Origin of the sequence: Roseovarius sp. THAF8 (assembly GCF_009363735.1) — a bacterium.
Taxonomy (GTDB): Bacteria; Pseudomonadota; Alphaproteobacteria; order Rhodobacterales; family Rhodobacteraceae; genus Roseovarius.
Genome location: NZ_CP045410.1, coordinates 3,176,728 through 3,196,095 on the forward strand (window position 1 = coordinate 3,176,728; position 19,368 = coordinate 3,196,095).

The 19,368-nt window shown below is 63.7% G+C and carries 25 protein-coding genes; 21 read left to right on the forward strand and 4 right to left on the reverse strand.

Translation table 11 applies throughout. The annotated features are described in order from the left end of the window. Positions 1–46 precede the first annotated feature (46 nt). The 4 genes from FIU85_RS15500 to FIU85_RS15515 all read left to right on the forward strand — a co-directional run bounded on the left by FIU85_RS15500 (position 47) and on the right by FIU85_RS15515 (position 3,544). Entirely contained in the window at positions 47–1,390 is a 1,344-nt protein-coding gene (locus tag FIU85_RS15500; protein WP_152497541.1) for a TldD/PmbA family protein, read from the forward strand. Then, positions 1,377–2,168, forward strand: coding sequence for a 3'(2'),5'-bisphosphate nucleotidase CysQ (locus tag FIU85_RS15505; RefSeq protein ID WP_152497542.1), 792 nt, complete (start codon positions 1,377–1,379; stop codon positions 2,166–2,168). The genes FIU85_RS15500 and FIU85_RS15505 overlap by 14 nt, the downstream gene beginning before the upstream one ends. A 156-nt stretch (positions 2,169–2,324) precedes the next feature. Continuing rightward, entirely contained in the window at positions 2,325–2,594 is a 270-nt protein-coding gene (locus FIU85_RS15510; RefSeq protein WP_152493565.1) for a hypothetical protein, read from the forward strand. A 47-nt stretch (positions 2,595–2,641) separates the two neighbouring features. Beyond that, entirely contained in the window at positions 2,642–3,544 is a 903-nt protein-coding gene (locus FIU85_RS15515) for a DMT family transporter (RefSeq protein WP_152497543.1), read from the forward strand. Here the strand turns inward: FIU85_RS15515 and FIU85_RS15520 are convergent. After that, positions 3,477–4,304 carry a glycosyltransferase gene (locus FIU85_RS15520; protein ID WP_152497544.1) on the reverse strand — a complete coding sequence of 276 codons (828 nt, stop codon included), beginning with the start codon at positions 4,302–4,304 and terminating at the stop codon, positions 3,477–3,479. The genes FIU85_RS15515 and FIU85_RS15520 overlap by 68 nt on opposite strands. Before the next feature lie 83 nt (positions 4,305–4,387). Between FIU85_RS15520 and FIU85_RS15525 the strand changes: the two genes are divergently transcribed. The 15 genes from FIU85_RS15525 (at position 4,388) to rplP (ending at position 15,134) form a co-directional block, all read left to right on the forward strand. Continuing rightward, positions 4,388–4,837 (forward strand): hypothetical protein, encoded by a 450-nt coding sequence (locus FIU85_RS15525; RefSeq protein WP_152497545.1) that lies wholly within the window; start codon positions 4,388–4,390, stop codon positions 4,835–4,837. 307 nt (positions 4,838–5,144) lie between these two features. Beyond that, the gene (gene rpsL, locus FIU85_RS15530; RefSeq protein WP_103762132.1) at positions 5,145–5,516 is read left to right on the forward strand and encodes a 30S ribosomal protein S12; all 372 of its coding nucleotides are present in this window, start codon (positions 5,145–5,147) and stop codon (positions 5,514–5,516) included. A gap of 12 nt (positions 5,517–5,528) precedes the next feature. Next, positions 5,529–5,999 carry a 30S ribosomal protein S7 gene (rpsG, locus tag FIU85_RS15535; RefSeq protein ID WP_057796812.1) on the forward strand — a complete coding sequence of 157 codons (471 nt, stop codon included), beginning with the start codon at positions 5,529–5,531 and terminating at the stop codon, positions 5,997–5,999. A 21-nt stretch (positions 6,000–6,020) separates the two neighbouring features. Beyond that, the gene (gene fusA, locus FIU85_RS15540; RefSeq protein ID WP_152497546.1) at positions 6,021–8,144 is read left to right on the forward strand and encodes an elongation factor G; all 2,124 of its coding nucleotides are present in this window, start codon (positions 6,021–6,023) and stop codon (positions 8,142–8,144) included. A gap of 89 nt (positions 8,145–8,233) precedes the next feature. Continuing rightward, the gene (tuf, locus tag FIU85_RS15545) at positions 8,234–9,409 is read left to right on the forward strand and encodes an elongation factor Tu (RefSeq protein ID WP_152497547.1); all 1,176 of its coding nucleotides are present in this window, start codon (positions 8,234–8,236) and stop codon (positions 9,407–9,409) included. A 155-nt stretch (positions 9,410–9,564) separates the two neighbouring features. Next, on the forward strand, positions 9,565–9,879 hold the full coding sequence (gene rpsJ / locus FIU85_RS15550) for a 30S ribosomal protein S10 (protein ID WP_103762134.1): 315 nt from the start codon (positions 9,565–9,567) through the stop codon (positions 9,877–9,879). A gap of 12 nt (positions 9,880–9,891) precedes the next feature. Further along, the gene (rplC, locus tag FIU85_RS15555; protein ID WP_152497548.1) at positions 9,892–10,758 is read left to right on the forward strand and encodes a 50S ribosomal protein L3; all 867 of its coding nucleotides are present in this window, start codon (positions 9,892–9,894) and stop codon (positions 10,756–10,758) included. Next, the gene (gene rplD / locus FIU85_RS15560) at positions 10,755–11,372 is read left to right on the forward strand and encodes a 50S ribosomal protein L4 (RefSeq protein ID WP_152473794.1); all 618 of its coding nucleotides are present in this window, start codon (positions 10,755–10,757) and stop codon (positions 11,370–11,372) included. Before rplC ends, rplD begins: the two co-directional genes overlap by 4 nt. After that, on the forward strand, positions 11,369–11,665 hold the full coding sequence (locus FIU85_RS15565; protein WP_103762137.1) for a 50S ribosomal protein L23: 297 nt from the start codon (positions 11,369–11,371) through the stop codon (positions 11,663–11,665). Before rplD ends, FIU85_RS15565 begins: the two co-directional genes overlap by 4 nt. Positions 11,666–11,951: 286 nt before the next feature. Further along, positions 11,952–12,158 carry a cold-shock protein gene (locus FIU85_RS15570; protein WP_057794967.1) on the forward strand — a complete coding sequence of 69 codons (207 nt, stop codon included), beginning with the start codon at positions 11,952–11,954 and terminating at the stop codon, positions 12,156–12,158. A gap of 330 nt (positions 12,159–12,488) precedes the next feature. Then, positions 12,489–13,331 carry a 50S ribosomal protein L2 gene (gene rplB, locus FIU85_RS15575; protein WP_152497549.1) on the forward strand — a complete coding sequence of 281 codons (843 nt, stop codon included), beginning with the start codon at positions 12,489–12,491 and terminating at the stop codon, positions 13,329–13,331. Between the two features lie 3 nt (positions 13,332–13,334). Next, the gene (rpsS, locus tag FIU85_RS15580; RefSeq protein ID WP_057794973.1) at positions 13,335–13,613 is read left to right on the forward strand and encodes a 30S ribosomal protein S19; all 279 of its coding nucleotides are present in this window, start codon (positions 13,335–13,337) and stop codon (positions 13,611–13,613) included. A gap of 3 nt (positions 13,614–13,616) precedes the next feature. Next, positions 13,617–13,997 carry a 50S ribosomal protein L22 gene (rplV, locus tag FIU85_RS15585; protein WP_152493556.1) on the forward strand — a complete coding sequence of 127 codons (381 nt, stop codon included), beginning with the start codon at positions 13,617–13,619 and terminating at the stop codon, positions 13,995–13,997. Further along, entirely contained in the window at positions 13,997–14,707 is a 711-nt protein-coding gene (rpsC, locus tag FIU85_RS15590) for a 30S ribosomal protein S3 (protein ID WP_103762140.1), read from the forward strand. The genes rplV and rpsC overlap by 1 nt, the downstream gene beginning before the upstream one ends. 13 nt (positions 14,708–14,720) lie before the next feature. Continuing rightward, positions 14,721–15,134, forward strand: coding sequence for a 50S ribosomal protein L16 (gene rplP / locus FIU85_RS15595; protein ID WP_103762141.1), 414 nt, complete (start codon positions 14,721–14,723; stop codon positions 15,132–15,134). Positions 15,135–15,284: 150 nt separating this feature from the next. Here the strand turns inward: rplP and FIU85_RS15600 are convergent, their stop codons facing one another. Then, a complete protein-coding gene (locus tag FIU85_RS15600; RefSeq protein WP_152497550.1) occupies positions 15,285–15,992 on the reverse strand; it encodes a hypothetical protein in 708 nt (235 codons plus the stop codon). Between the two features lie 89 nt (positions 15,993–16,081). Here FIU85_RS15600 and FIU85_RS15605 point away from each other — a divergent pair, with 89 nt between their 5' ends. Beyond that, entirely contained in the window at positions 16,082–16,702 is a 621-nt protein-coding gene (locus FIU85_RS15605) for a 2OG-Fe(II) oxygenase family protein (protein WP_152493554.1), read from the forward strand. A gap of 4 nt (positions 16,703–16,706) precedes the next feature. Here the strand turns inward: FIU85_RS15605 and FIU85_RS15610 are convergent, their stop codons facing one another. Together FIU85_RS15610 and FIU85_RS15615 are read right to left on the reverse strand one after the other, a co-directional pair. Continuing rightward, on the reverse strand, positions 16,707–17,687 hold the full coding sequence (locus FIU85_RS15610; protein ID WP_152497551.1) for a calcium-binding protein: 981 nt from the start codon (positions 17,685–17,687) through the stop codon (positions 16,707–16,709). A gap of 140 nt (positions 17,688–17,827) precedes the next feature. Beyond that, positions 17,828–18,268 carry a GFA family protein gene (locus FIU85_RS15615; RefSeq protein ID WP_152493552.1) on the reverse strand — a complete coding sequence of 147 codons (441 nt, stop codon included), beginning with the start codon at positions 18,266–18,268 and terminating at the stop codon, positions 17,828–17,830. Positions 18,269–18,501: 233 nt separating this feature from the next. On the opposite strand from FIU85_RS15615, the gene FIU85_RS15620 reads away from it, so the two are divergent. Further along, the gene (locus FIU85_RS15620; protein ID WP_152493551.1) at positions 18,502–19,209 is read left to right on the forward strand and encodes a hypothetical protein; all 708 of its coding nucleotides are present in this window, start codon (positions 18,502–18,504) and stop codon (positions 19,207–19,209) included. Positions 19,210–19,368: the final 159 nt, after the last annotated feature.

Sequence of the window (19,368 nt, forward strand, 5' to 3'; positions counted from 1 at the left end):
CCGATCCCCGACGCCGCGCCTTGCGATGCCTGACCAGGAGAACTTCATGCCTCTCGACCCCCAGACCCTGACCGAAGTGCTGCTCTCTGCCGCCCGCAAGGCCGGGGCCGAGGCGGCGGATGCCGTGGCGGTGGAAACGCGCGCCCAGAGCATCAATGTCCGGGCGGGCACGCTGGAACAGGCGGAGCGGTCTGAAAGTATCGAGGTCGGGCTGCGGGTTTTCATCGGCCAGCGGCAGGCCTGTGTGGGCGCGTCGGACACGCGCGAGGAGACGCTGGCGATGCTGGCGGAACGCGCGGTGGCGATGGCCCGGGAAGCGCCCGAAGACGCCTATGCCGGGCTTGCCGCGCCCGAGCAACTGGCGCGGGACTGGGATGTGGCGGCGCTGGAGCTGCACGATCCCGGGCCCGAACCCGCGGCGCCCGACATGCAGGAGGCGGCGCTTGCGCTGGAGGCGGCGGCGATGGGCGTCAATGGTGTGAGCCAGGTGCAGGCGGCGGCCGATCACGAGGTCGAGCGGATGCACATGGCGGCCACCAACGGGTTTTCCGGCGGGTTCACCAGCAGCGCCCGAAGCCTGAGCGCCGTGGCGATTGCCGGGCAGGGCACGGGGATGCAGCGCGATTACGATGCGGATACGCGTGTCTTTGCCGCCGATCTGCGCACGCCCGAGGAGATCGGGACGCGGGCGGGGGAACGCGCCGCGTCGATGCTGGACGCGAAGAAGCCCTATACCGGCTCCTATCCGGTGCTGTTCGACGAGCGCGTGGCGTCGACGCTGATCGGGCACCTTCTGTCTGCGATCAACGGCGGGTCGGTGTCGCGGGGGGCGTCGTGGCTGATGAATCGGATGGGCGAGCCCGTGCTTCCCGAGGCGCTGTCGCTGATCGACGATCCGCTGCGCCCCCGCGCGCTGGGGTCCCAGCCTTTCGATGCCGAGGGCCTGCCGGTGGCAAAGCGTGCCCTGGTCGAGAACGGTGTGCTGACGTCGTGGATCCTGGACCTTTCCACGGGGCGCAAGCTGGGCCTGCCGTCCACGGGACATGCAAGGCGGGCGCCGTCCTCGGTGCCGTCGCCTTTGTCGACGAACGTGGCGCTGACGCAGGGCGACAAGAGCCGCGAGGAACTGATGGCCGAGATGGGCACGGGCCTCTTGGTGACCTCGATGATCGGCTCGACGATCAACCCCAATACGGGCGACTATTCGCGGGGCGCGTCGGGGTTCTGGATCGAGAACGGCGAGATTGCCTTTCCGGTGAACGAATGCACCATCGCGGGCAGCCTGCCGGAGATGCTGCGGGGGATCGTCCCGGCCAATGACGCGCGTCCCTGGAAGTCGCGCGTCGTGCCGTCGCTGCTGGTCGAGGGGCTGACCCTTGCCGGCAACTGAGCTGGACCTTCTGATCTCGGCGGCAAGGGCGGCGGGCGAGGTGGCCTGCCGCTATACCGGGCCCGAGGCGCGGGTCTGGGACAAGCCGGGCGGCGCAGGACCGGTGACCGAGGCCGACCTGGCGGTGAACGAGGTTCTGTTCGAGCATCTGCGCGGCGCGCGGCCCGACTATGGCTGGCTGTCGGAGGAAAGCGCCGACACGCCCGAGCGGCTGTCGCGCGACCGGGTGTTCATCGTCGACCCCATCGACGGCACGCGCAGTTTCATCGAAGGCACGCGGACCTGGGCGCACGCGCTGGCGGTGGTCGAGCGGGGCGAGGTGGTGGCGGGCGTGGTCTACCTGCCGATGCGCGACATGATGTATGCCGCCGCCGCCGGGCAGGGGGCGACGCTGAACGGCGACCGCCTGGGTGTAAGCGATGCGGCGGTACTGGACGGCAGCAGCATGTTGGCGGCGAAACCGAATTTCGACGCGCGGCACTGGCGGGCCGGGCGGCCGCCAGCGATGGATCGGGGGTTTCGCCCGTCGCTGGCCTATCGGCTGGCGCTGGTGGCCGAGGGGCGGTTCGACGCGATGATGACCCTGCGCGGCGCGTGGGAGTGGGACATCGCGGCGGGAGATCTAATCCTGCGGGAGGCCGGCGCGGTGACCTCGGACCGCGAGGGGCGTCCGCTGCGGTTCAACAACCCGATGCCAAAGCTGGACGGTGTACTGGCCGCGAATCCGGCAGTGCATGGCGCGCTTCTGGAGGCGCTGGCGCCCGGGGCTGCGATCTGATCCGGTTGTGCGGCTGCGCCGCGCAGGTTTGGTTTGTTCGAGTATTTACCGAACGATGAAACTCGGGTTCGAGCGACAGATTGGCGCGTCTTGTCCGGGGCGGTAGAAGCGCGCGCAGCGCCGCCTAGATAACCGTTTCCAGAAGGGAGACGGGATATGGACGGACAGACGATAGAACAGGATGCGCGCAGTGCGGAATACCTGCGTCAGAGGGAGATCTTCGAGCGCAGCATGGCAGAGTTGCAGACGGAGCGGCGCAGGCGGGAGGCCAGCGGATACGCGGTGATGGCAATGGCCTACAGCCTTGAAGGGGCCACGCGGAAAGAGACCCGGTTGGGCAAGGTCGTGACCTTCGCGACATACGCGCTTGTCACCTTTGTGGCGGTTCTGCCGAACCTGGCGATGATCCTGATGCTGGCGGGCTGACGCGCTTGCCGCTTGTACCGGGTGCGGCGCCGGTCTAGAGCCGGGGCATGACCCGTTCCGACAACCTGACCGGCGCCCTGCTGATGATGGCGTCAATGGCGTGTTTCACGTTCAACGACACCGCGATGAAGGCGATGGCGGGGGACGTGCCGCTGTTCCAGTTGCTGCTGCTGCGGGGATTGATCACGACGGTCCTGGTGGCTGCAATCGCCTGGCGCATGGGCGCGTTGCGCGCGCGCCTGCCGCGGCGGGATTGGGGGCTGATGGCGCTGCGCACGGCGGCCGAGGTGGGCGCGGCGTATTTCTTTCTGACGGCGCTCTTCAACATGCCGCTGGCCAACGTGACGGCAATCCTTCAGGCCCTGCCGCTGACCATCACGCTGGCCGCGGCACTGTTCCTGCGCGAGCCGGTGGGCTGGCGGCGGATGGTGGCGATCCTTGTGGGCTTTGCCGGCGTGCTGCTGATCGTGCGGCCCGGGACGGATGACTTCAACTTCTACGCGGTCTATGCGCTGTTGGCGGTGGGCTGCGTCACGGTGCGGGACCTGTCGACGCGGCGGTTGTCGAAGGACACACCGTCGATGTTCGTCACGCTGCTGACATCCATCGCGACGATGACGATTTTCGGGCTCCTGAGCCTCGGCGTGGACTGGGCGCCGATGGGCGTACGAGAGGCCGGACTGGTGGGAACCGCCTCGCTGCTCATCATCGGCGGGTATCTGTTTTCCATCATGGTGATGCGGGTGGGCGAGATCAGTTTCATCGCGCCGTTCCGCTATACCGGCCTGCTGTGGGCGATGCTGCTGGGCTTCGTGGTGTTTGGCGAGTGGCCCGCGACACTGACATTGCTGGGCGCTGCGATCGTGGTCGGCAGCGGTCTGTTCACGCTTTACCGGGAGTCGCAATTGGGGCGGAAAAGGCCGCTTGCACAGCCGCCTCGTCGACATTGAAACGCTCCTTGAAAAAGGCGCGCTGATCGTCGGTCAGGGGGGCGAGGCCCTTGGTGCTGGTGCGCGCGTGGCTGTCGTTATCGTCGTGCAGGGCGCGCAGGTACATGTGGGTCTCGGGTTCGATCAGGGTCGGCATGGTGTGATGCAGCTTGTGATGGCCGTAGTTCATCACCGTCCTGGGGTCGCCGGGGCGGAAGAGCACCGCCAGGCCGCAGGCCAGGAACTGTCCTTGGATTTCCCGCGCTTGGATGCCGTCGGGCATCAGCTTGACGGAGTAGCCACGGGAATATTCGATCACCATGTTGCGCCATCCGGCGCTGAGTTTGCCGGCCAGCCGCGCGGTGCGGCGGATGCCGCGGATGAAGTTGATGCCCACGGCGTCGTCATCGTCAAGCCGGAACTGGAGGGACATATCGTCGTCGCCCTGTGCAAGCTCGTGCTGGATGGCCAGTTGCATGGCCGTGCGGTGCTTCATCGGTTCGGCGGTGACGATCTTGATGGCCTCGACCGGGGCGCAGATGTCGTTGAGCCGGTCCCAGAAAGGCCTGGGCATCCGCTCTCCGGTGAGGACGATGAAGGTGAAGCGCTTGTCCTTCTGTGCGGCGATGGAGGGCAGGGTGAGCGTTTCGAAATGCCGGAAGCGCAATTCCATGCGCTCGCGGGCATAGAGATAGGCCTCGCGTTCCTCGACCGTGTCGTGCATTCGCTTGAAGCCGCCAAGCGCGGGGTAGGAAAAGCGGCATATACCGATTGCGCGCATGGGGCGGGTACCTTTGGACCAAAATCAGCGCGAGAATTACAAATGAGCATGGCGCGAACAAGGCCAAAGAAAGAGAGGTGCTGATGGGACCGGACGCGAGAGGAAACATGGTGCGCTATCATTTCGCAGACCCGACCGCGCCTGTCGCGCTGCCCCGGATTGCGCCGCCCTACAAATGCGTGGTGCTGATCGAGCGGCAGGTTTCTGCGGAGGCGCGGTGGCAGGTCAGCAAGGACCTGGTGGCGACGGGGTGTCAGTACATGCTTGCCTGGGGGCTGGATTGCAGCCTTTGGGACGACAGCGTGGACATGGCCAGCCTGGAGCAATTCGGGTACGACGACGTCCTTCCCGAGCATTTCGTGATGACGACATGGCACAGCGACGAGACATTGCGCGAGGTGTTGCACTTTGCCAGGTGGCATGCCACGCAGTCCTACGACGATGTCGCACTGGACCGCTGCCTGATCCTCGATTTCTGCGCCGCCCCGCGCGAGCCGGAAATTCGCGCTCTCTATGCCGCGGACCAGCCCTGAGGAAACCCGGCGCTTGGCGGTGCTCAACCTATATCCGCGGGGCTGTTGACAGCCGTCCCGACTCCCCCTATACGCCGCTCATCTCGACGTCGGGGGTCGCCCCGTGTGTCGAACTCAAAATTCTAGTGGACAAGATCCGGGCCGTTTGAGTGCCCCGATCCTCTGGGAACCCGCCGCGTCGTTTACCTCGGAATGGAAACGATTGCGGTATTTGCGCATTGCGGACGCGTGATGTGCGGAAAGAACTGAAACCGCGCGGGGGTGACCCGGTGCAAACACATGTGTTGAAAGACGGGAAAGAGACCCTATGCCAACGATCCAACAGCTGATCCGCAAGCCGCGGCAGCCGAAAACAAGAAGCCAGAAGTCGATGCACCTGCAAGGGTGCCCGCAGAAGCGCGGCGTTTGCACGCGCGTCTACACCACCACGCCCAAGAAGCCGAACTCGGCCATGCGGAAGGTTGCCAAGGTGCGCCTGACCAATGGCTTCGAGGTCATCAGCTATATCCCCGGCGAAAGCCACAACCTGCAGGAACACTCGGTGGTCCTGATCCGTGGCGGCCGTGTGAAAGACCTTCCCGGTGTGCGTTACCACATCCTGCGCGGTGTCCTGGATACCCAAGGCGTCAAGGACCGCAAGCAGCGTCGTTCGAAATACGGCGCCAAGCGTCCCAAGTAAGAGGAATTCGAGATGTCTCGTCGTCACGCCGCTGAAAAACGTGAAATCCTGCCCGACGCCAAGTATGGCGACCGGGTTCTGACCAAGTTCATGAACAACCTGATGATCGACGGCAAGAAGTCGGTCGCGGAGAAAATCGTCTACAACGCGCTGGATCGCGTCGAAGACAAGGTCAAGCGCGCCCCCGTGGAGATCTTCCACGAAGCGCTGGACAACATCAAACCGTCGGTCGAAGTCCGCTCGCGCCGTGTCGGTGGTGCCACTTACCAGGTTCCGGTCGAGGTTCGCCCCGAGCGCCGCGAGGCGCTGGCGATCCGCTGGCTGATCACCGCCTGCCGTGGCCGCAACGAGAACACGATGGAAGAACGCCTGGCCGGCGAGCTTCTGGACGCCGTGAACTCGCGCGGGACCGCCGTCAAGAAACGTGAAGACACCCACAAGATGGCCGAGGCGAACAAAGCCTTCAGCCATTACCGCTGGTAAAACCCTAGAGGCATTTGCATCATGGCACGCGATTATCCGCTCGAACGCTACCGCAACTTCGGCATCATGGCCCATATCGACGCAGGCAAGACCACCTGCTCGGAACGGATCCTGTTTTACACCGGCAAGTCCCACAACATCGGCGAGGTGCACGATGGTGCGGCCACGATGGACTGGATGGAGCAGGAGCAGGAACGCGGCATCACCATCACGTCGGCGGCCACCACCACCTTCTGGCAGTGGCAGGAAGACCCGACGAAAGAGGGCACCGACGACACCAAGTTCCGCATGAACATCATCGACACGCCCGGCCACGTCGACTTCACCATCGAAGTCGAGCGTTCGCTGGCCGTGCTTGACGGTGCCATCTGCGTGCTGGATGCAAACGCTGGCGTCGAGCCCCAGACCGAGACCGTCTGGCGCCAGGCCGACCGCTACAAGGTGCCGCGCATCGTGTTCGTCAACAAGATGGACAAGATCGGTGCCGACTTCTTCAACTGCGTCGAGATGATCGAGGCCCGGACCGGCGCGAAGGCCGTTCCGATCGCCATGCCGATCGGTGCCGAGAACGAGCTGGAAGGCATCATCGACCTGGTGACCATGGAAGAGTGGACCTGGAAAGGCGAGGATCTGGGCGCGTCCTGGACCCGTCAGCCCATTCGCGATGACCTCAAGCAACTGGCCGACGACTGGCGCGCCAAACTGATCGAGAACGCCGTCGAAATGGACGACGACGCGATGATGGAATACCTGGAAGGCAACGAGCCCGACATCCCGACCCTGCGGAAACTGATCCGCAAGGGCACCCTGTCGCTGAGCTTCGTGCCGGTTCTGGGCGGTTCCGCGTTCAAGAACAAGGGTGTGCAGCCGCTGCTGAACGCGGTGGTCGACTACCTGCCGAGCCCGCTCGACGTTGTCGATTACATGGGCTTTGCCCCCGATGACGAGACCGAGACCCGCAACATCGCCCGCCGCGCGGACGATTCCATGCCGTTCTCGGGCCTGGCGTTCAAGATCATGAACGACCCGTTCGTCGGCTCGCTGACCTTCACGCGCATCTACTCGGGCGTGCTGAACAAGGGCGACACAGTCCAGAACTCGACCAAGGGCAAGAAAGAGCGCATCGGCCGCATGATGATGATGCACTCGAACAACCGCGAAGAGATCGAAGAGGCATTCGCCGGCGACATCATCGCGCTGGCCGGTCTGAAGGACACCACCACGGGTGACACGCTGTGCGACCCAAAAGAGCAGGTGGTTCTGGAAACCATGACCTTCCCCGATCCGGTGATCGAGATCGCGGTCGAGCCGAAGACCAAGAACGACCAGGAGAAGATGAGCCAGGGTCTGGCCCGTCTGGCCGCCGAGGACCCGTCCTTCCGCGTCGAGACCGACATCGAGTCCGGTCAGACCATCATGAAGGGCATGGGCGAACTTCACCTCGACATCCTGGTCGACCGTCTGAAGCGCGAGTTCAAGGTCGAAGCCAATATCGGTGCGCCGCAGGTGGCCTATCGCGAGACCATCAGCCACGAGATCGAACACACCTACACCCACAAGAAACAGTCGGGTGGGTCGGGTCAGTTCGCCGAAGTGAAGCTGATCATCTCGCCGACCGAGCCGGGCGAAGGCTACTCGTTCGAGAGCCGCATCGTCGGTGGTGCCGTGCCGAAGGAATACATTCCCGGCGTCGAGAAAGGCATCGAGAGCGTGATGGACAGCGGCCCGCTGGCCGGCTTCCCGGTGATCGACTTCAAGGTCGCTCTGATCGACGGCAAGTTCCACGACGTGGACTCGTCGGTCATGGCGTTCGAAATCGCGGCACGGATGGGGATGCGCGAAGGTCTGCGCAAGGCCGGCGCGAAACTGCTGGAACCCGTCATGAAGGTCGAAGTGATCTCGCCGGAAGAATACACCGGCAACGTGATCGGCGATTTGACCTCGCGTCGCGGGCAGGTGTCGGGCCAGGAGCCGCGCGGCAACGCCATCGCGATCGCCGCGAACGTGCCGCTGGCCAACATGTTCGGCTACATCAACACGCTGCGTTCGATGTCGTCGGGCCGCGCCCAGTTCACGATGCAGTTCTCGCATTACGAGCCCGTCCCGTCGAACATCTCGGAAGAGATTCAGGCGAAATACGCATAACCCGGGTGGCGGGGTGAACCCCGCCCTACCCACCACCGTAGGGTGGGGTTTCACCCCACCATCCGACAAGAAAAAGAGGAGCCAAACCCATGGCAAAGGAAAAGTTTGACCGTTCGAAACCGCACGTGAACATCGGGACCGTTGGTCACGTTGACCACGGCAAGACGACGCTGACGGCGGCGATCACGAAGTATTTCGGTGACTTCCGCGCGTATGACCAGATCGACGGCGCACCGGAAGAGAAAGCGCGCGGGATCACGATCTCGACCGCGCACGTGGAATACGAGACCGAGAACCGTCACTACGCTCACGTCGACTGCCCCGGCCACGCCGACTACGTGAAGAACATGATCACGGGTGCGGCGCAGATGGACGGCGCGATCCTGGTGGTGAACGCCGCCGACGGCCCGATGCCGCAGACCCGCGAGCACATCCTGCTGGCGCGCCAGGTGGGCGTGCCCGCGCTGGTGGTGTTCCTCAACAAGGTCGATCAGGTCGACGACGAGGAACTGCTGGAACTGGTGGAGATGGAAGTGCGCGAGCTCCTGAGCTCGTACGAGTTCCCCGGCGACGACATTCCGATCGTCGCGGGCTCGGCGCTTGCGGCGATGGAAGGGCGTGACCCGGAGATCGGCGAGAACAAGATCCGCGAGCTGATGGCGGCGGTGGACGACTACATCCCGACGCCGGAGCGCGCCGTGGACCAGCCGTTCCTGATGCCGGTCGAGGACGTGTTCTCGATCTCGGGCCGCGGCACGGTTGCCACCGGCCGGATCGAGCGTGGCCTGATCAAGGTCGGCGAAGAGATGGAGATCGTGGGCCTGAACAAGAACAAGAAGACGACCTGCACGGGCGTCGAGATGTTCCGCAAGCTTCTGGATCAGGGCGAGGCCGGCGATAACGTGGGTCTGCTGCTGCGCGGTATCGAGCGTGACGGTGTGGAGCGTGGCCAGGTGCTGTGCAAGCCGGGGTCTGTGAACCCGCACACCAAGTTCGAGGCCGAGGCGTATATCCTGACCAAGGAAGAGGGTGGCCGTCACACGCCGTTCTTCGCCAACTACCGTCCGCAGTTCTACTTCCGCACGACGGACGTGACGGGCACGGTGACGCTGCCGTCGGGCACCGAGATGGTGATGCCGGGCGACAACCTGAAGTTCGAGGTCGAGCTGATCGCGCCGATCGCGATGGAAGACGGCCTGCGTTTCGCCATCCGCGAAGGCGGCCGCACCGTCGGCGCCGGCGTTGTGTCCAAGATCCTCGAGTGATCTGACGCGGCGCGTCATCCCGGGCCGCGGTCCGGGGTGATCCAGAATTTCCGGGTGCTGACTGCGGTCGGCACCCGGCCCCACTTTGGGCGCGATGAAGGGCGGCAATTCCGCTTCTCTTCCTCTCCGCTGGAACCCTGTTAGGGATAATAAAAATGGCCGTAGCTAGCCAAAACATCCGTATCCGCCTGAAGGCGTTCGATTATCGCGTGCTGGACGCCAGCACGCAGGAGATCGTGAACACCGCCAAGCGGACCGGCGCAGACGTGCGCGGGCCCATCCCGCTGCCGAACAAGATCGAGAAGTTCACCGTTCTGCGTGGCCCCCACGTGAACAAGAAATCGCGCGATCAGTTCGAGATCCGGACGCACAAGCGTCTCTTGGACATCGTTGATCCCACGCCCCAGACCGTCGACGCGCTGATGAAGCTCGACCTGGCTGCCGGCGTGGACGTGCAAATCTCGGTTTAAGGAGGGCAGGATATGTTGCGCTCTGGTGTAATCGCAAAGAAAGTCGGCATGACCCGGCTTTTCATGGAAGACGGCAAGCAGATCCCTGTGACCGTTCTTCAACTGGACAAACTGCAGGTCGTCGCCCAACGCACGCCCGAAGAGCACGGCTATGCCGCTGTTCAGCTGGGCGCAGGGACCGCCAAGGCGAAACGCACGTCGAAAGCCATGCGTGGCCATTTCGCCGTCGCCAAGGTGGAACCCAAGCGCAAGGTCGCGGAATTCCGCGTGGCGCCCGAGAACATGATCGACGTGGGCGAGGAAATCACCGCGAACCACTATTTCGAAGGTCAGTTCGTGGACGTTTCCGGCACCTCGATCGGTAAGGGCTTTGCCGGTGCGATGAAACGGCACAACTTCGGCGGTCTGCGGGCCAGCCATGGTGTGTCGATCAGCCACCGCTCGCACGGCTCCACCGGCCAGTGTCAGGACCCCGGCAAGGTGTTCAAGGGCAAGAAGATGGCCGGTCACATGGGCGCCGCCCGCGTGACGACGCAGAACCTGCAAGTGGTGAAAACCGACGCCGACCGTGGCCTGATCATGGTCAAGGGCGCGGTTCCCGGCTCCAAGGGTGGCTGGGTGACGATCAAAGATGCGGTCAAGAAGCCGTTCCCCGAGAGCGCCATTCTGCCCGCCGCTCTGAAGTCGGCCGCCGCCGAAGCGGAGAAAGCCGCGGAAGAAGCCGCAGCCGCCGCAGCCGCAGAGGCCGAGGCCGAAGCACAGCGCCTGGCCGAAGAGCAGGCCGCCCAGGAAGCTGCCGCGCTGAAAGAGGCCGAAGCCGAAATCGAGGCTGAAAAGTCCGATGATGCCGGCGAAGAGAAGAAGGACGGTGAGGAATGAAACTCGACGTGATCAAACTCGACGGCGGCAAGGCCGGTTCGGTCGAGCTCTCGGGCGAGATCTTCGATCTCGATCCGCGTGCCGACATCCTGCACCGTGTCGTCCGCTGGCAGCGCAACAAGGCGCAGCAGGGCACCCACAAGGTGAAAACCCGGTCCGAGGTCAGCTATTCGACCAAGAAGATCTACCGCCAAAAGGGCACCGGTGGCGCACGTCACGGCGACCGCGGCGCGCCGATCTTCCGCAAGGGCGGCATCTACAAGGGTCCGGTCCCGCGCAGCCACGCGCATGACCTGCCCAAGAAGGTGCGCCAGCTGGGCCTGAAGCACGCGCTGTCGGCCAAGGCCAAGGCGGGTGAACTGGTCGTGATCGAGGCCGCCGAAGGTGCCGCCAAGACCAAGGAACTGGCCAAGCAGGTCAAGGACTTGGGCTGGAAGCGCGCGCTGATCATCGACGGCGCCGAGGTGAACGAGGGCTTTGCCCGCGCCGCGGCCAACATCGACGGTCTGGACGTGCTGCCCAGCATGGGCGCGAACGTATACGACATCCTCAAGCGCGACACGCTCGTGCTGACCAAGGCGGGTGTCGAAGCACTGGAGGCTCGGTTGAAATGAGCGCGAAAGCAGAACATTACGATGTGATCCGCAAGCCGGTGATCACCGAGAAGGCCACGATGGCGTCGGAAGCGAACGCCGTTGTCTTCGAGGTGGCCATGGACGCCGCGAAACCCCAGATCAAGGAGGCCGTCGAGGCGCTCTTCGGTGTGAAGGTGAAAGCGGTCAACACGTCCATCACCAAGGGCAAGCAGAAGCGGTTCCGTGGCATCATGGGCCGCCGCAAGGACGTCAAGAAAGCCTACGTGACGCTTGAAGAGGGCAACACGATCGACGTGACGACCGGCCTTTGAGGCGTGGTGGGGTGAAACCCCACCCTACGAGATTGAGACCCCCGTCGAGAGATCGGCGGGGGTTTTTCTTTTGGCGCGCCCCGGCATTTTGTCGCCCGAAATCAACGGCTGGGAGGGAGCCCCCGCTAATTTTCATTGACGGGAATCACCTGAACGCCCATATGGGCGGTGCACGTTACTACCTATCGACCCTTTCTCCTTTACGGCGACTGGCTTTCGATCTTGTCATGACGCCGCCAAGCTGCCGCATACTGCGGGCAGCAACATCTAAAGGAGACACGGGAAAATGGCCAACGGCACCGTGAAATGGTTCAACACCACCAAAGGCTACGGCTTTATCGCACCGGAATCGGGCGGCAAGGACGTTTTCGTTCACATCTCGGCCGTCGAGCGTTCGGGCCTGACCGGCCTGGCCGACGATCAGAAGGTCACCTATGACCTGGAATCCGGCCGTGACGGACGCGAAAGCGCCGTCAACATCGCGCTGGCATAAGGCGCTCAGGCGGTATTTCCGCCGGCCTTTGAAAATCGTGAACCCCGGGCGCAGGCGTGGCCGGGGTTTTTCTTTGGGAGAAAGGCTTGACCCCAAGGGTGGTCTTTCGTAAACGACCCCATCCGCAAGGCCCCGGATTCGTCCGGGGCTTTGCCGTTGCGGCGCGGGCGCCGTCCCGGACCTGATCCGGGATCTCGTGGAAACGAGGCCCAGACCGTACCTGAACCGGGCACCTAAGGGGGCCTATAACCATGGTGGGTTTTTACCCACCCTACATAGGCGGAACTGGACATTCCGGTTTCGCCGTTTGCTAAACGGAAGACAGAAAGCATGGCACTCAAGTCGTACAAGCCGACGACGCCGGGCCAGCGCGGGCTGGTGCTGATCGACCGTTCGGAGCTGTGGAAAGGACGTCCCGTCAAAGCCCTCACCGAGGGTCTGACGAAATCGGGCGGCCGGAACAACACCGGGCGGATTACCTCGCGTCGTCGCGGGGGTGGCGCCAAACGCCTTTACCGGATCGTTGATTTCAAACGCAACAAGATCGACGTGGCCGCAACCGTCGAGCGGATCGAATACGACCCGAACCGGACGGCCTTTATCGCGCTGATCAAATACGAAGATGGCGAGCAAGCCTACATCCTGGCGCCGCAGCGCCTGGCCGTGGGCGACAGCGTCATCGCCTCGCCCAAGGCCGACATCAAGCCCGGCAACGCGATGCCGTTTCAGGGTATGCCGATCGGCACGATCGTTCACAACATCGAGCTGAAACCCGGCAAGGGCGGCCAGATCGCACGTGCTGCCGGCACCTACGCCCAGTTTGTGGGTCGCGACGGTGGTTATGCCCAGATCCGCCTGTCCTCGGGCGAGCTGCGCATGGTGCGTCAGGAGTGCATGGCGACCGTGGGTGCCGTCAGCAACCCCGACAACAGCAACCAGAACTACGGCAAGGCCGGCCGGATGCGTCACAAGGGCATTCGCCCGTCGGTGCGCGGCGTGGTCATGAACCCGATCGATCACCCCCATGGTGGTGGCGAGGGCCGGACCTCGGGTGGTCGTCACCCGGTGACGCCCTGGGGCAAGCCGACGAAGGGTGCGCGCACCCGTAACAAGAACAAGGCGTCGCAGAAGCTGATTATCCGCTCGCGTCACGCCAGGAAGAAGGGCCGTTAACACATGAGCCGCTCTGTATGGAAAGGCCCCTTCGTCGATGCCTACGTGCTGAAAAAAGCCGAAGCATCGCGCGAGTCGGGGCGCAACGAAGTCATCAAGATCTGGTCGCGCCGTTCGACGATCCTGCCCCAGTTCGTGGGCCTGACGTTTGGCGTGTACAATGGTCACAAGCATATCCCCGTCAACGTGTCGGAAGATATGATCGGTCAGAAATTCGGTGAATACGCGCCGACCCGTACCTATTACGGGCACGCCGCCGACAAAAAAGCGAAGCGGAAGTAAGTCATGGGCAAGGAAAAGAACCCCCGCCGCGTGGCTGACAACGAAGCGATGGCAAAACTGCGCATGCTTCGCACCAGCCCGCAGAAACTCAACCTGGTGGCCGCGTTGATCCGTGGCAAGAAGGTGGACAAGGCGCTGAACGATCTGACCTTCTCGAAGAAGCGGATCGCGCAGGACGTGAAGAAATGCCTTCAGTCCGCCGTGGCCAACGCCGAGAACAACCACAACCTCGATGTCGACGATCTGATCGTGGCAGAGGCCTATGTGGGCAAGAACCTCGTGATGAAACGCGGCCGTCCGCGTGCCCGTGGCCGGTTTGGCCGGATCATGAAGCCGTTCTCAGAAATCACCATCAAGGTGCGTGAAGTCGAGGAGCAAGCCTAATGGGTAACAAAGTCAATCCGATCGGCATGCGCCTGCAGGTGAACCGCACCTGGGACAGCCGCTGGTACGCCGACACGAAGGATTACGGTGATCTTCTGCTGGAAGACATCGCGATCCGTGATTTCATCAAGAAAGAGTGCAAGCAGGCCGGCATCAGCCGCGTGATCATCGAGCGTCCGCACAAGAAGTGCCGCGTCACGGTGCATACCGCGCGCCCCGGCGTGATCATCGGCAAGAAAGGCGCCGATATCGAGACCCTGCGCAAGAAGCTGGCGGCAATGACCGACAGCGAACTGCACCTCAACATCGTCGAGGTTCGCAAGCCGGAACTGGACGCGGCCCTGGTGGGGGAAAGCATCGCCCAGCAGCTTGAGCGTCGTGTGTCGTTCCGCCGCGCGATGAAACGTGCCGTGCAGAACGCCATGCGCATGGGGGCCCTGGGTATCCGGGTCAACGTCGCGGGCCGCCTGGGCGGTGCCGAGATCGCACGGACCGAATGGTACCGCGAGGGCCGGGTTCCGCTGCACACGCTGCGTGCCGACATCGATTACGCCAATATCGAGGCCAGCACGCCCTACGGGATCATCGGCATCAAGGTCTGGATCTTCAAGGGCGAGATCATGGAACATGATCCGGCAGCCCGGGATCGCAAGGCGCAGGAACTTCAGGACGGCCCGGCACCTCGTGGTGCTGGTGGCGGCCGCCGCTGAGGAGGGATGAGAAATGCTTCAACCAAAGCGCACTAAATTCCGCAAGATGTTCAAAGGCCGGATCAAGGGCGAGGCCAAGGGCGGCTCTGATCTGAACTTTGGCACTTACGGCCTGAAAGCGACCACGCCCGAGCGCGTGACCGCCCGTCAGATCGAAGCGGCACGTCGTGCCATGACGCGTCACATGAAGCGTCAGGGCCGCGTCTGGATCCGGATTTTCCCGGACACGCCCGTGACCTCTAAGCCCGTCGAAGTTCGGATGGGTAAAGGTAAGGGCTCGGTCGATTTCTGGGCCTGCAAGGTCAAGCCCGGCCGCGTGATGTTCGAGATCGACGGCGTCGGCGAGGCGGTTGCCATGGAGGCCCTGCGCCTCGCGGCGATGAAACTGCCGGTCAAGACCCGCGTCGTCGTACGTGAGGATTGGTAACGTCATTCGCTCGCGAATGACGCCGGTGAAGAAAAAAGAACCCCCGTCGAGAATTCGGCGGGGGTTTTTCTTTGCTCCGGTGCGCGTGGGTTTTCACCCACCCTACGGGAGGTCCCGGGGCAAGCCCGGGACGGGTGGAGCGATGCGATGTCAGCCGCCCAGGATGCCCCGCACCTGCCGCGCGTAGGCCTCATACGTCATCGTTGCCTTGTTGCCGGCGACCCCGTGGTAATAGCTGCGGCCCGAGGGGATCGGCAGGCCGGCCCAGATTCTGGCGAGGTTCAGCATGAATGTGTCCACGCTCATTTCGCCCGCCTTGACCTTCATCAGGCCTGCGTCGCCCAGCAACAGGTCGGCAAGTCGGTCCTGCACCGCAGGGCTGAACCGGGTGTTGGCGGGCAGGTCGAGGCGCGCGGCGGAGTGGCGCAGCGTGGGCGGGATGAACTGGTAGCGCCCGATGGCGTGGGGCTGGCCGGGGGTGGCCTCGATCCAGTCGTAGATCTCCTGAAGGGTCATATCGGTGGGGCGGCGGGGTGGTTTCACCCGCGCGCCATGCTGGACGGCGTCATAGCCCGCGCGTCCGGCCTCGGCCCGGGCGATCAGGTCGCGCAGTCGGGCGGCCTTGGTGCCGCCGTGGCGCAGAGGCGCATCGAGGCGGCCGGGCAGGGCGGCGAATAGTCCGCCCTCGGCCCTGCCCACGAAGAGGCTGGCGGAGGACACGGCGTCACGGGGTCTCGACTGCATCGAGAAAAGCGGCTGACGCGCGGCGAAGAGGCTGCCGGTGGCCGGGTCCGCCGTAACGGGGCCGGCAAGGGCCAGGCCGACGCAGAGGCCGGACGCCGCGATGGTTCGGATCATGCTTGCCCCCTTCTGGTCCAAGGGGCGTTATGCGGCACAGGCATGAAGAAATCCTTGCCTTCGGCCCATCGCGCGGTAAGACGCGGGGCATGGCTGATATCAAATCCCTCTTCGTGACCCGCCTTTACCGTGCTGCCCTGTCGGAGCATGGCCCCAAGATCGACTCTGACGAGATGGAGGCGTCCTGTTACGCCATCGCCGAGGATGACGAGGCGGGGCAGGAGTGGTGCGAGGAAAACGGGTATCCGGGCTATACCTCCTATGCCTCGCTGACCGACCTGCCGTGGCGGTTTCCGATATTCGCGGACCTCGTCAAATCGCTGGATGCGCATGTGGCGGCTTTTGCCGAAGACCTGGAGTTCGACCTGGACGGGCGGGAGCTGAAGCTGGAGGATATCTGGATCAACATCCTGCCCGAAGGCGGCACGCATTCATCGCATCTGCATCCGCATTCGGTGATTTCCGGCACGACCTACGTGGCGATGCCGGATGGCGCCAGCGCGCTGAAGCTGGAGGACCCGCGCTCGGCCCGGATGATGGCGGCGCCGGGGCGCAAGAAGGACGCGCGGGAAGAATTGCGGACCTTCATCTATGCCACGCCCGCGGTGGGCGACGTGCTGCTGTGGGAAAGCTGGCTGCGGCACGAGGTGCCGATGAACATGTCCGAGGACGAACGGATCAGCGTAAGCTTCAACTACGCCTGGGGCTGAGCGGTCAGACCACCGGTTCGGGGGGCAGCAGCACCGTTACGTATGACAAAACGTCGGTGCCGACGGCGGCGGATCCGAGGGCGATGCTGCGCTCGAAATCCTCGCCGTCCTTGTTCAGCAGGATCTTGAGTTGCGTTTCGCTGCTGTCGGGGGCGTCTTCGGTCTCGACGCCGCGGATGACCGTGCCGGGGTCGATATCCGTCAGGTCCAGGACCAGTTCGTCCTCGGCGGGATCGAAGTCGTCCATGCGGACGACTTCGTCCGTATCCTCGAAGGGAGCGCCGCCAAAGCCCGGGGACTCGCCGGTCGGCCCGTTGAAGTCCAACGTGAAGGAGTCCGCGCCGTCGCCGCCTCTCAGGAACGCGCCGCCGCCTTCGCTGTAATATTCGATGTCGCTGATATGGGTTATCGTATCGTCGCCATTGCCGCCCTCAACGATACTGGTATTGTCCACCGGGGTGCGCTGCACCGTGATGTCGTCATCGCCAGCGCCACCGATGAGGTTATAGCTGTTCACGCCGCTCAACACGTCGTCACCGGCGCCGCCCAGAATGTAGCCGTATTCGCCTTCGTGGTTGATGGTGTCGTTACCGTCCTCGCCCTGGATCAGCAGGCCATCCTGATCCAGCTGGGCAAGGTCGTCGCCGTCACCGGCCAGAACCTGCAGCACGCCCGTGCCGGTTTCCGCGGCCGCATCGACATGCACATCTTTGATCGTGTCGTCGCCTTCGGTGCCGATCAGGTTTATGAAGGGCCGCAAGTCACCGCGTGGTTCTTCCTCGACGGTGAAGCCGGCTTCGGTCAGGATATCCTCGGGCTGGTCGCCCGGATCCGGCGTGCCCGGGTCTTCTTCTTCCGGGTCGGCGATGTCGGGCGTGTCCTCTTCGGTCGCTGTGCCGGAGTCACTGTCGTCGTCGACGAATTCATCGATCAGGAAGGCGGTCGCGCCAATACCCAGGAGTGAAAGAAGTGCTATGGTCAACATTGAAGCGCGCCCCCCGGCAACTCAACTATACGCCTATTGGATAGCAGGTTCTTCCCTGCGGGCAGAAGAAATGCGGGAAATTGACTGTTTCATCATGACCCATGCTGTGCCCCGCCGGTTTTTCCGACGGGGCCAGAGCGTCAGGCGGCAGGCTGGGGCCAGCTGAAGTCGGGGCGCAGGCCCTCATACACCGGGCGGCCGTCATCGGGCTTGGCGTAACCTTTGCTTTCGTCCCAGAACGCGTGATACGTCGCATCGGGGAACGCGGCGTCGTCATAGCCCATGACGTTGGGCACGGCCACGCGGATACGTTTCTGCTTGTCGTCCAGCATCAGCGCGGCGCCGCAATCGGCGCAGGTGCAGAGCTCGAGCGGGCCGTCGGGATTGTCGGCATTGAAGGGCTGGCGGTTCATCGATCCGCCCTCGGCCTTGAGGTCGTCATGGTTGAAGAAGGCCACGTGGGTCGTGTGCTGGCCGGTGACGTTCTTGCAGACGTTGCAGTGGCACTCGTGATTGTCGATCGGTTCGGCGCTGGCGGTCACCTTGACGTGATCGCAGCCGCCGGAATACGGGCTGGACATGGGGTTCTCCTCCTCTTTCGTCGGGTGCTGATTGAGCGCACCCGATGCTTATCTGACGCGGGCGGAGCGGGGTCTGGCAAGATAGACCTTGGTGTTGCGGTGCCTTGTGTAGGGGGTGTTATGGTGTCACTTTCATGCCGGTCGGAAACGCTTGGTAAAGGGACACGTGCGATGCTGGATGATCATTACGTCGGCCCGGCGCGGGCGGGGTCGACCGCGCGGTGGCGGCGCCCATGAGCTGGGAAGAAAACAAGGACGTTCTTGCCGCACAAAACGACTGGATCAATGCACAACTGAAGGCATGGCAGGTCGCATGGCACGACGCTTTCGATCGGGACGCCGCGCTGCTGGCGACCAGGGAGTTCGACCGGGACGATGTGTTGCCCGAAGACCTGTGTGCGGACGTTCGCCTGACCTTCGGTTTCTCGCAAGCGTCGGTCGAAACGCGAGCGCGCTGTTTTGCCCTGCTGCCCGAGGGGGCCGAGATGCACCGCCGGTTCGAGCATTACATGAGCGGCGCGCGTGAAACATTGGACGAGCCGGCCGCGCGGGACCTTCTGGTCGAGCTTGGCCGTGCCGCCGAGGCCTGCGAGCCGAACGAGGTGGTGAACTGGGGCGAGGTCGTGGTTATGGATCTCTCGGAGTTTCAGGCGAGCGATACATGGCGCAAGACGTCCAATATTGGGTGGCTCTTTGAGCGGTCGCTGTTCGATCCGCTTTCCGATGAGATGCTGCCGCGCGTGGCCGCGGAACTGTTCCTGGGCGAGCCGCTTTACGCTAGCTGTGGGAACCAGTTCGAGCTGCGTGACTGGGTGACCGGCGCGATGTTCCGGCCCGAACTGGACCGGGTGCGGACATTGTGCTTTCGCCTGTGGGACGGCGGCTGGCAGCCGCTTTTGTTCGGGGACGGCGTCATGTTGGTGCGCGATGACAGGCGTTGAGATCGGCTAACGCAATTTCCCCAAACTTTCCCTTGCCCTGAACCCGCACCTCCCTTATACGGCCCCAATCCAAGGGGTCCCCGCGTTTCGCGGGGATTCGTTTTTGAAATTCATCCACCGGGGAAACCGTGTGACCCTGAGCCATCGAGCAGGGGCCGG

Bases quoted from the DNA above. Each gene is read 5' to 3' on its own strand.
- rpsS (WP_057794973.1), top strand. From the start codon at position 13,335: ATGAGCCGCTCTGTATGGAAAGGCCCCTTCGTCGATGCCTACGTGCTG.
- rplV (WP_152493556.1), top strand. From the start codon at position 13,617: ATGGGCAAGGAAAAGAACCCCCGCCGCGTGGCTGACAACGAAGCGATG.
- FIU85_RS15570 (WP_057794967.1), top strand. From the start codon at position 11,952: ATGGCCAACGGCACCGTGAAATGGTTCAACACCACCAAAGGCTACGGC.
- FIU85_RS15615 (WP_152493552.1), bottom strand. From the start codon at position 18,268: ATGTCCAGCCCGTATTCCGGCGGCTGCGATCACGTCAAGGTGACCGCC.
- FIU85_RS15600 (WP_152497550.1), bottom strand. From the start codon at position 15,992: ATGATCCGAACCATCGCGGCGTCCGGCCTCTGCGTCGGCCTGGCCCTT.
- tuf (WP_152497547.1), top strand. From the start codon at position 8,234: ATGGCAAAGGAAAAGTTTGACCGTTCGAAACCGCACGTGAACATCGGG.
- rpsL (WP_103762132.1), top strand. From the start codon at position 5,145: ATGCCAACGATCCAACAGCTGATCCGCAAGCCGCGGCAGCCGAAAACA.
- rpsJ (WP_103762134.1), top strand. From the start codon at position 9,565: ATGGCCGTAGCTAGCCAAAACATCCGTATCCGCCTGAAGGCGTTCGAT.
- FIU85_RS15565 (WP_103762137.1), top strand. From the start codon at position 11,369: ATGAGCGCGAAAGCAGAACATTACGATGTGATCCGCAAGCCGGTGATC.
- FIU85_RS15515 (WP_152497543.1), top strand. From the start codon at position 2,642: ATGACCCGTTCCGACAACCTGACCGGCGCCCTGCTGATGATGGCGTCA.
- FIU85_RS15520 (WP_152497544.1), bottom strand. From the start codon at position 4,304: ATGCGCGCAATCGGTATATGCCGCTTTTCCTACCCCGCGCTTGGCGGC.
- rplD (WP_152473794.1), top strand. From the start codon at position 10,755: ATGAAACTCGACGTGATCAAACTCGACGGCGGCAAGGCCGGTTCGGTC.
- FIU85_RS15500 (WP_152497541.1), top strand. From the start codon at position 47: ATGCCTCTCGACCCCCAGACCCTGACCGAAGTGCTGCTCTCTGCCGCC.
- rplB (WP_152497549.1), top strand. From the start codon at position 12,489: ATGGCACTCAAGTCGTACAAGCCGACGACGCCGGGCCAGCGCGGGCTG.
- FIU85_RS15605 (WP_152493554.1), top strand. From the start codon at position 16,082: ATGGCTGATATCAAATCCCTCTTCGTGACCCGCCTTTACCGTGCTGCC.
- rplP (WP_103762141.1), top strand. From the start codon at position 14,721: ATGCTTCAACCAAAGCGCACTAAATTCCGCAAGATGTTCAAAGGCCGG.
- rpsG (WP_057796812.1), top strand. From the start codon at position 5,529: ATGTCTCGTCGTCACGCCGCTGAAAAACGTGAAATCCTGCCCGACGCC.
- rpsC (WP_103762140.1), top strand. From the start codon at position 13,997: ATGGGTAACAAAGTCAATCCGATCGGCATGCGCCTGCAGGTGAACCGC.
- fusA (WP_152497546.1), top strand. From the start codon at position 6,021: ATGGCACGCGATTATCCGCTCGAACGCTACCGCAACTTCGGCATCATG.
- FIU85_RS15525 (WP_152497545.1), top strand. From the start codon at position 4,388: ATGGGACCGGACGCGAGAGGAAACATGGTGCGCTATCATTTCGCAGAC.
- rplC (WP_152497548.1), top strand. From the start codon at position 9,892: ATGTTGCGCTCTGGTGTAATCGCAAAGAAAGTCGGCATGACCCGGCTT.
- FIU85_RS15620 (WP_152493551.1), top strand. From the start codon at position 18,502: ATGAGCTGGGAAGAAAACAAGGACGTTCTTGCCGCACAAAACGACTGG.
- FIU85_RS15610 (WP_152497551.1), bottom strand. From the start codon at position 17,687: ATGTTGACCATAGCACTTCTTTCACTCCTGGGTATTGGCGCGACCGCC.
- FIU85_RS15510 (WP_152493565.1), top strand. From the start codon at position 2,325: ATGGACGGACAGACGATAGAACAGGATGCGCGCAGTGCGGAATACCTG.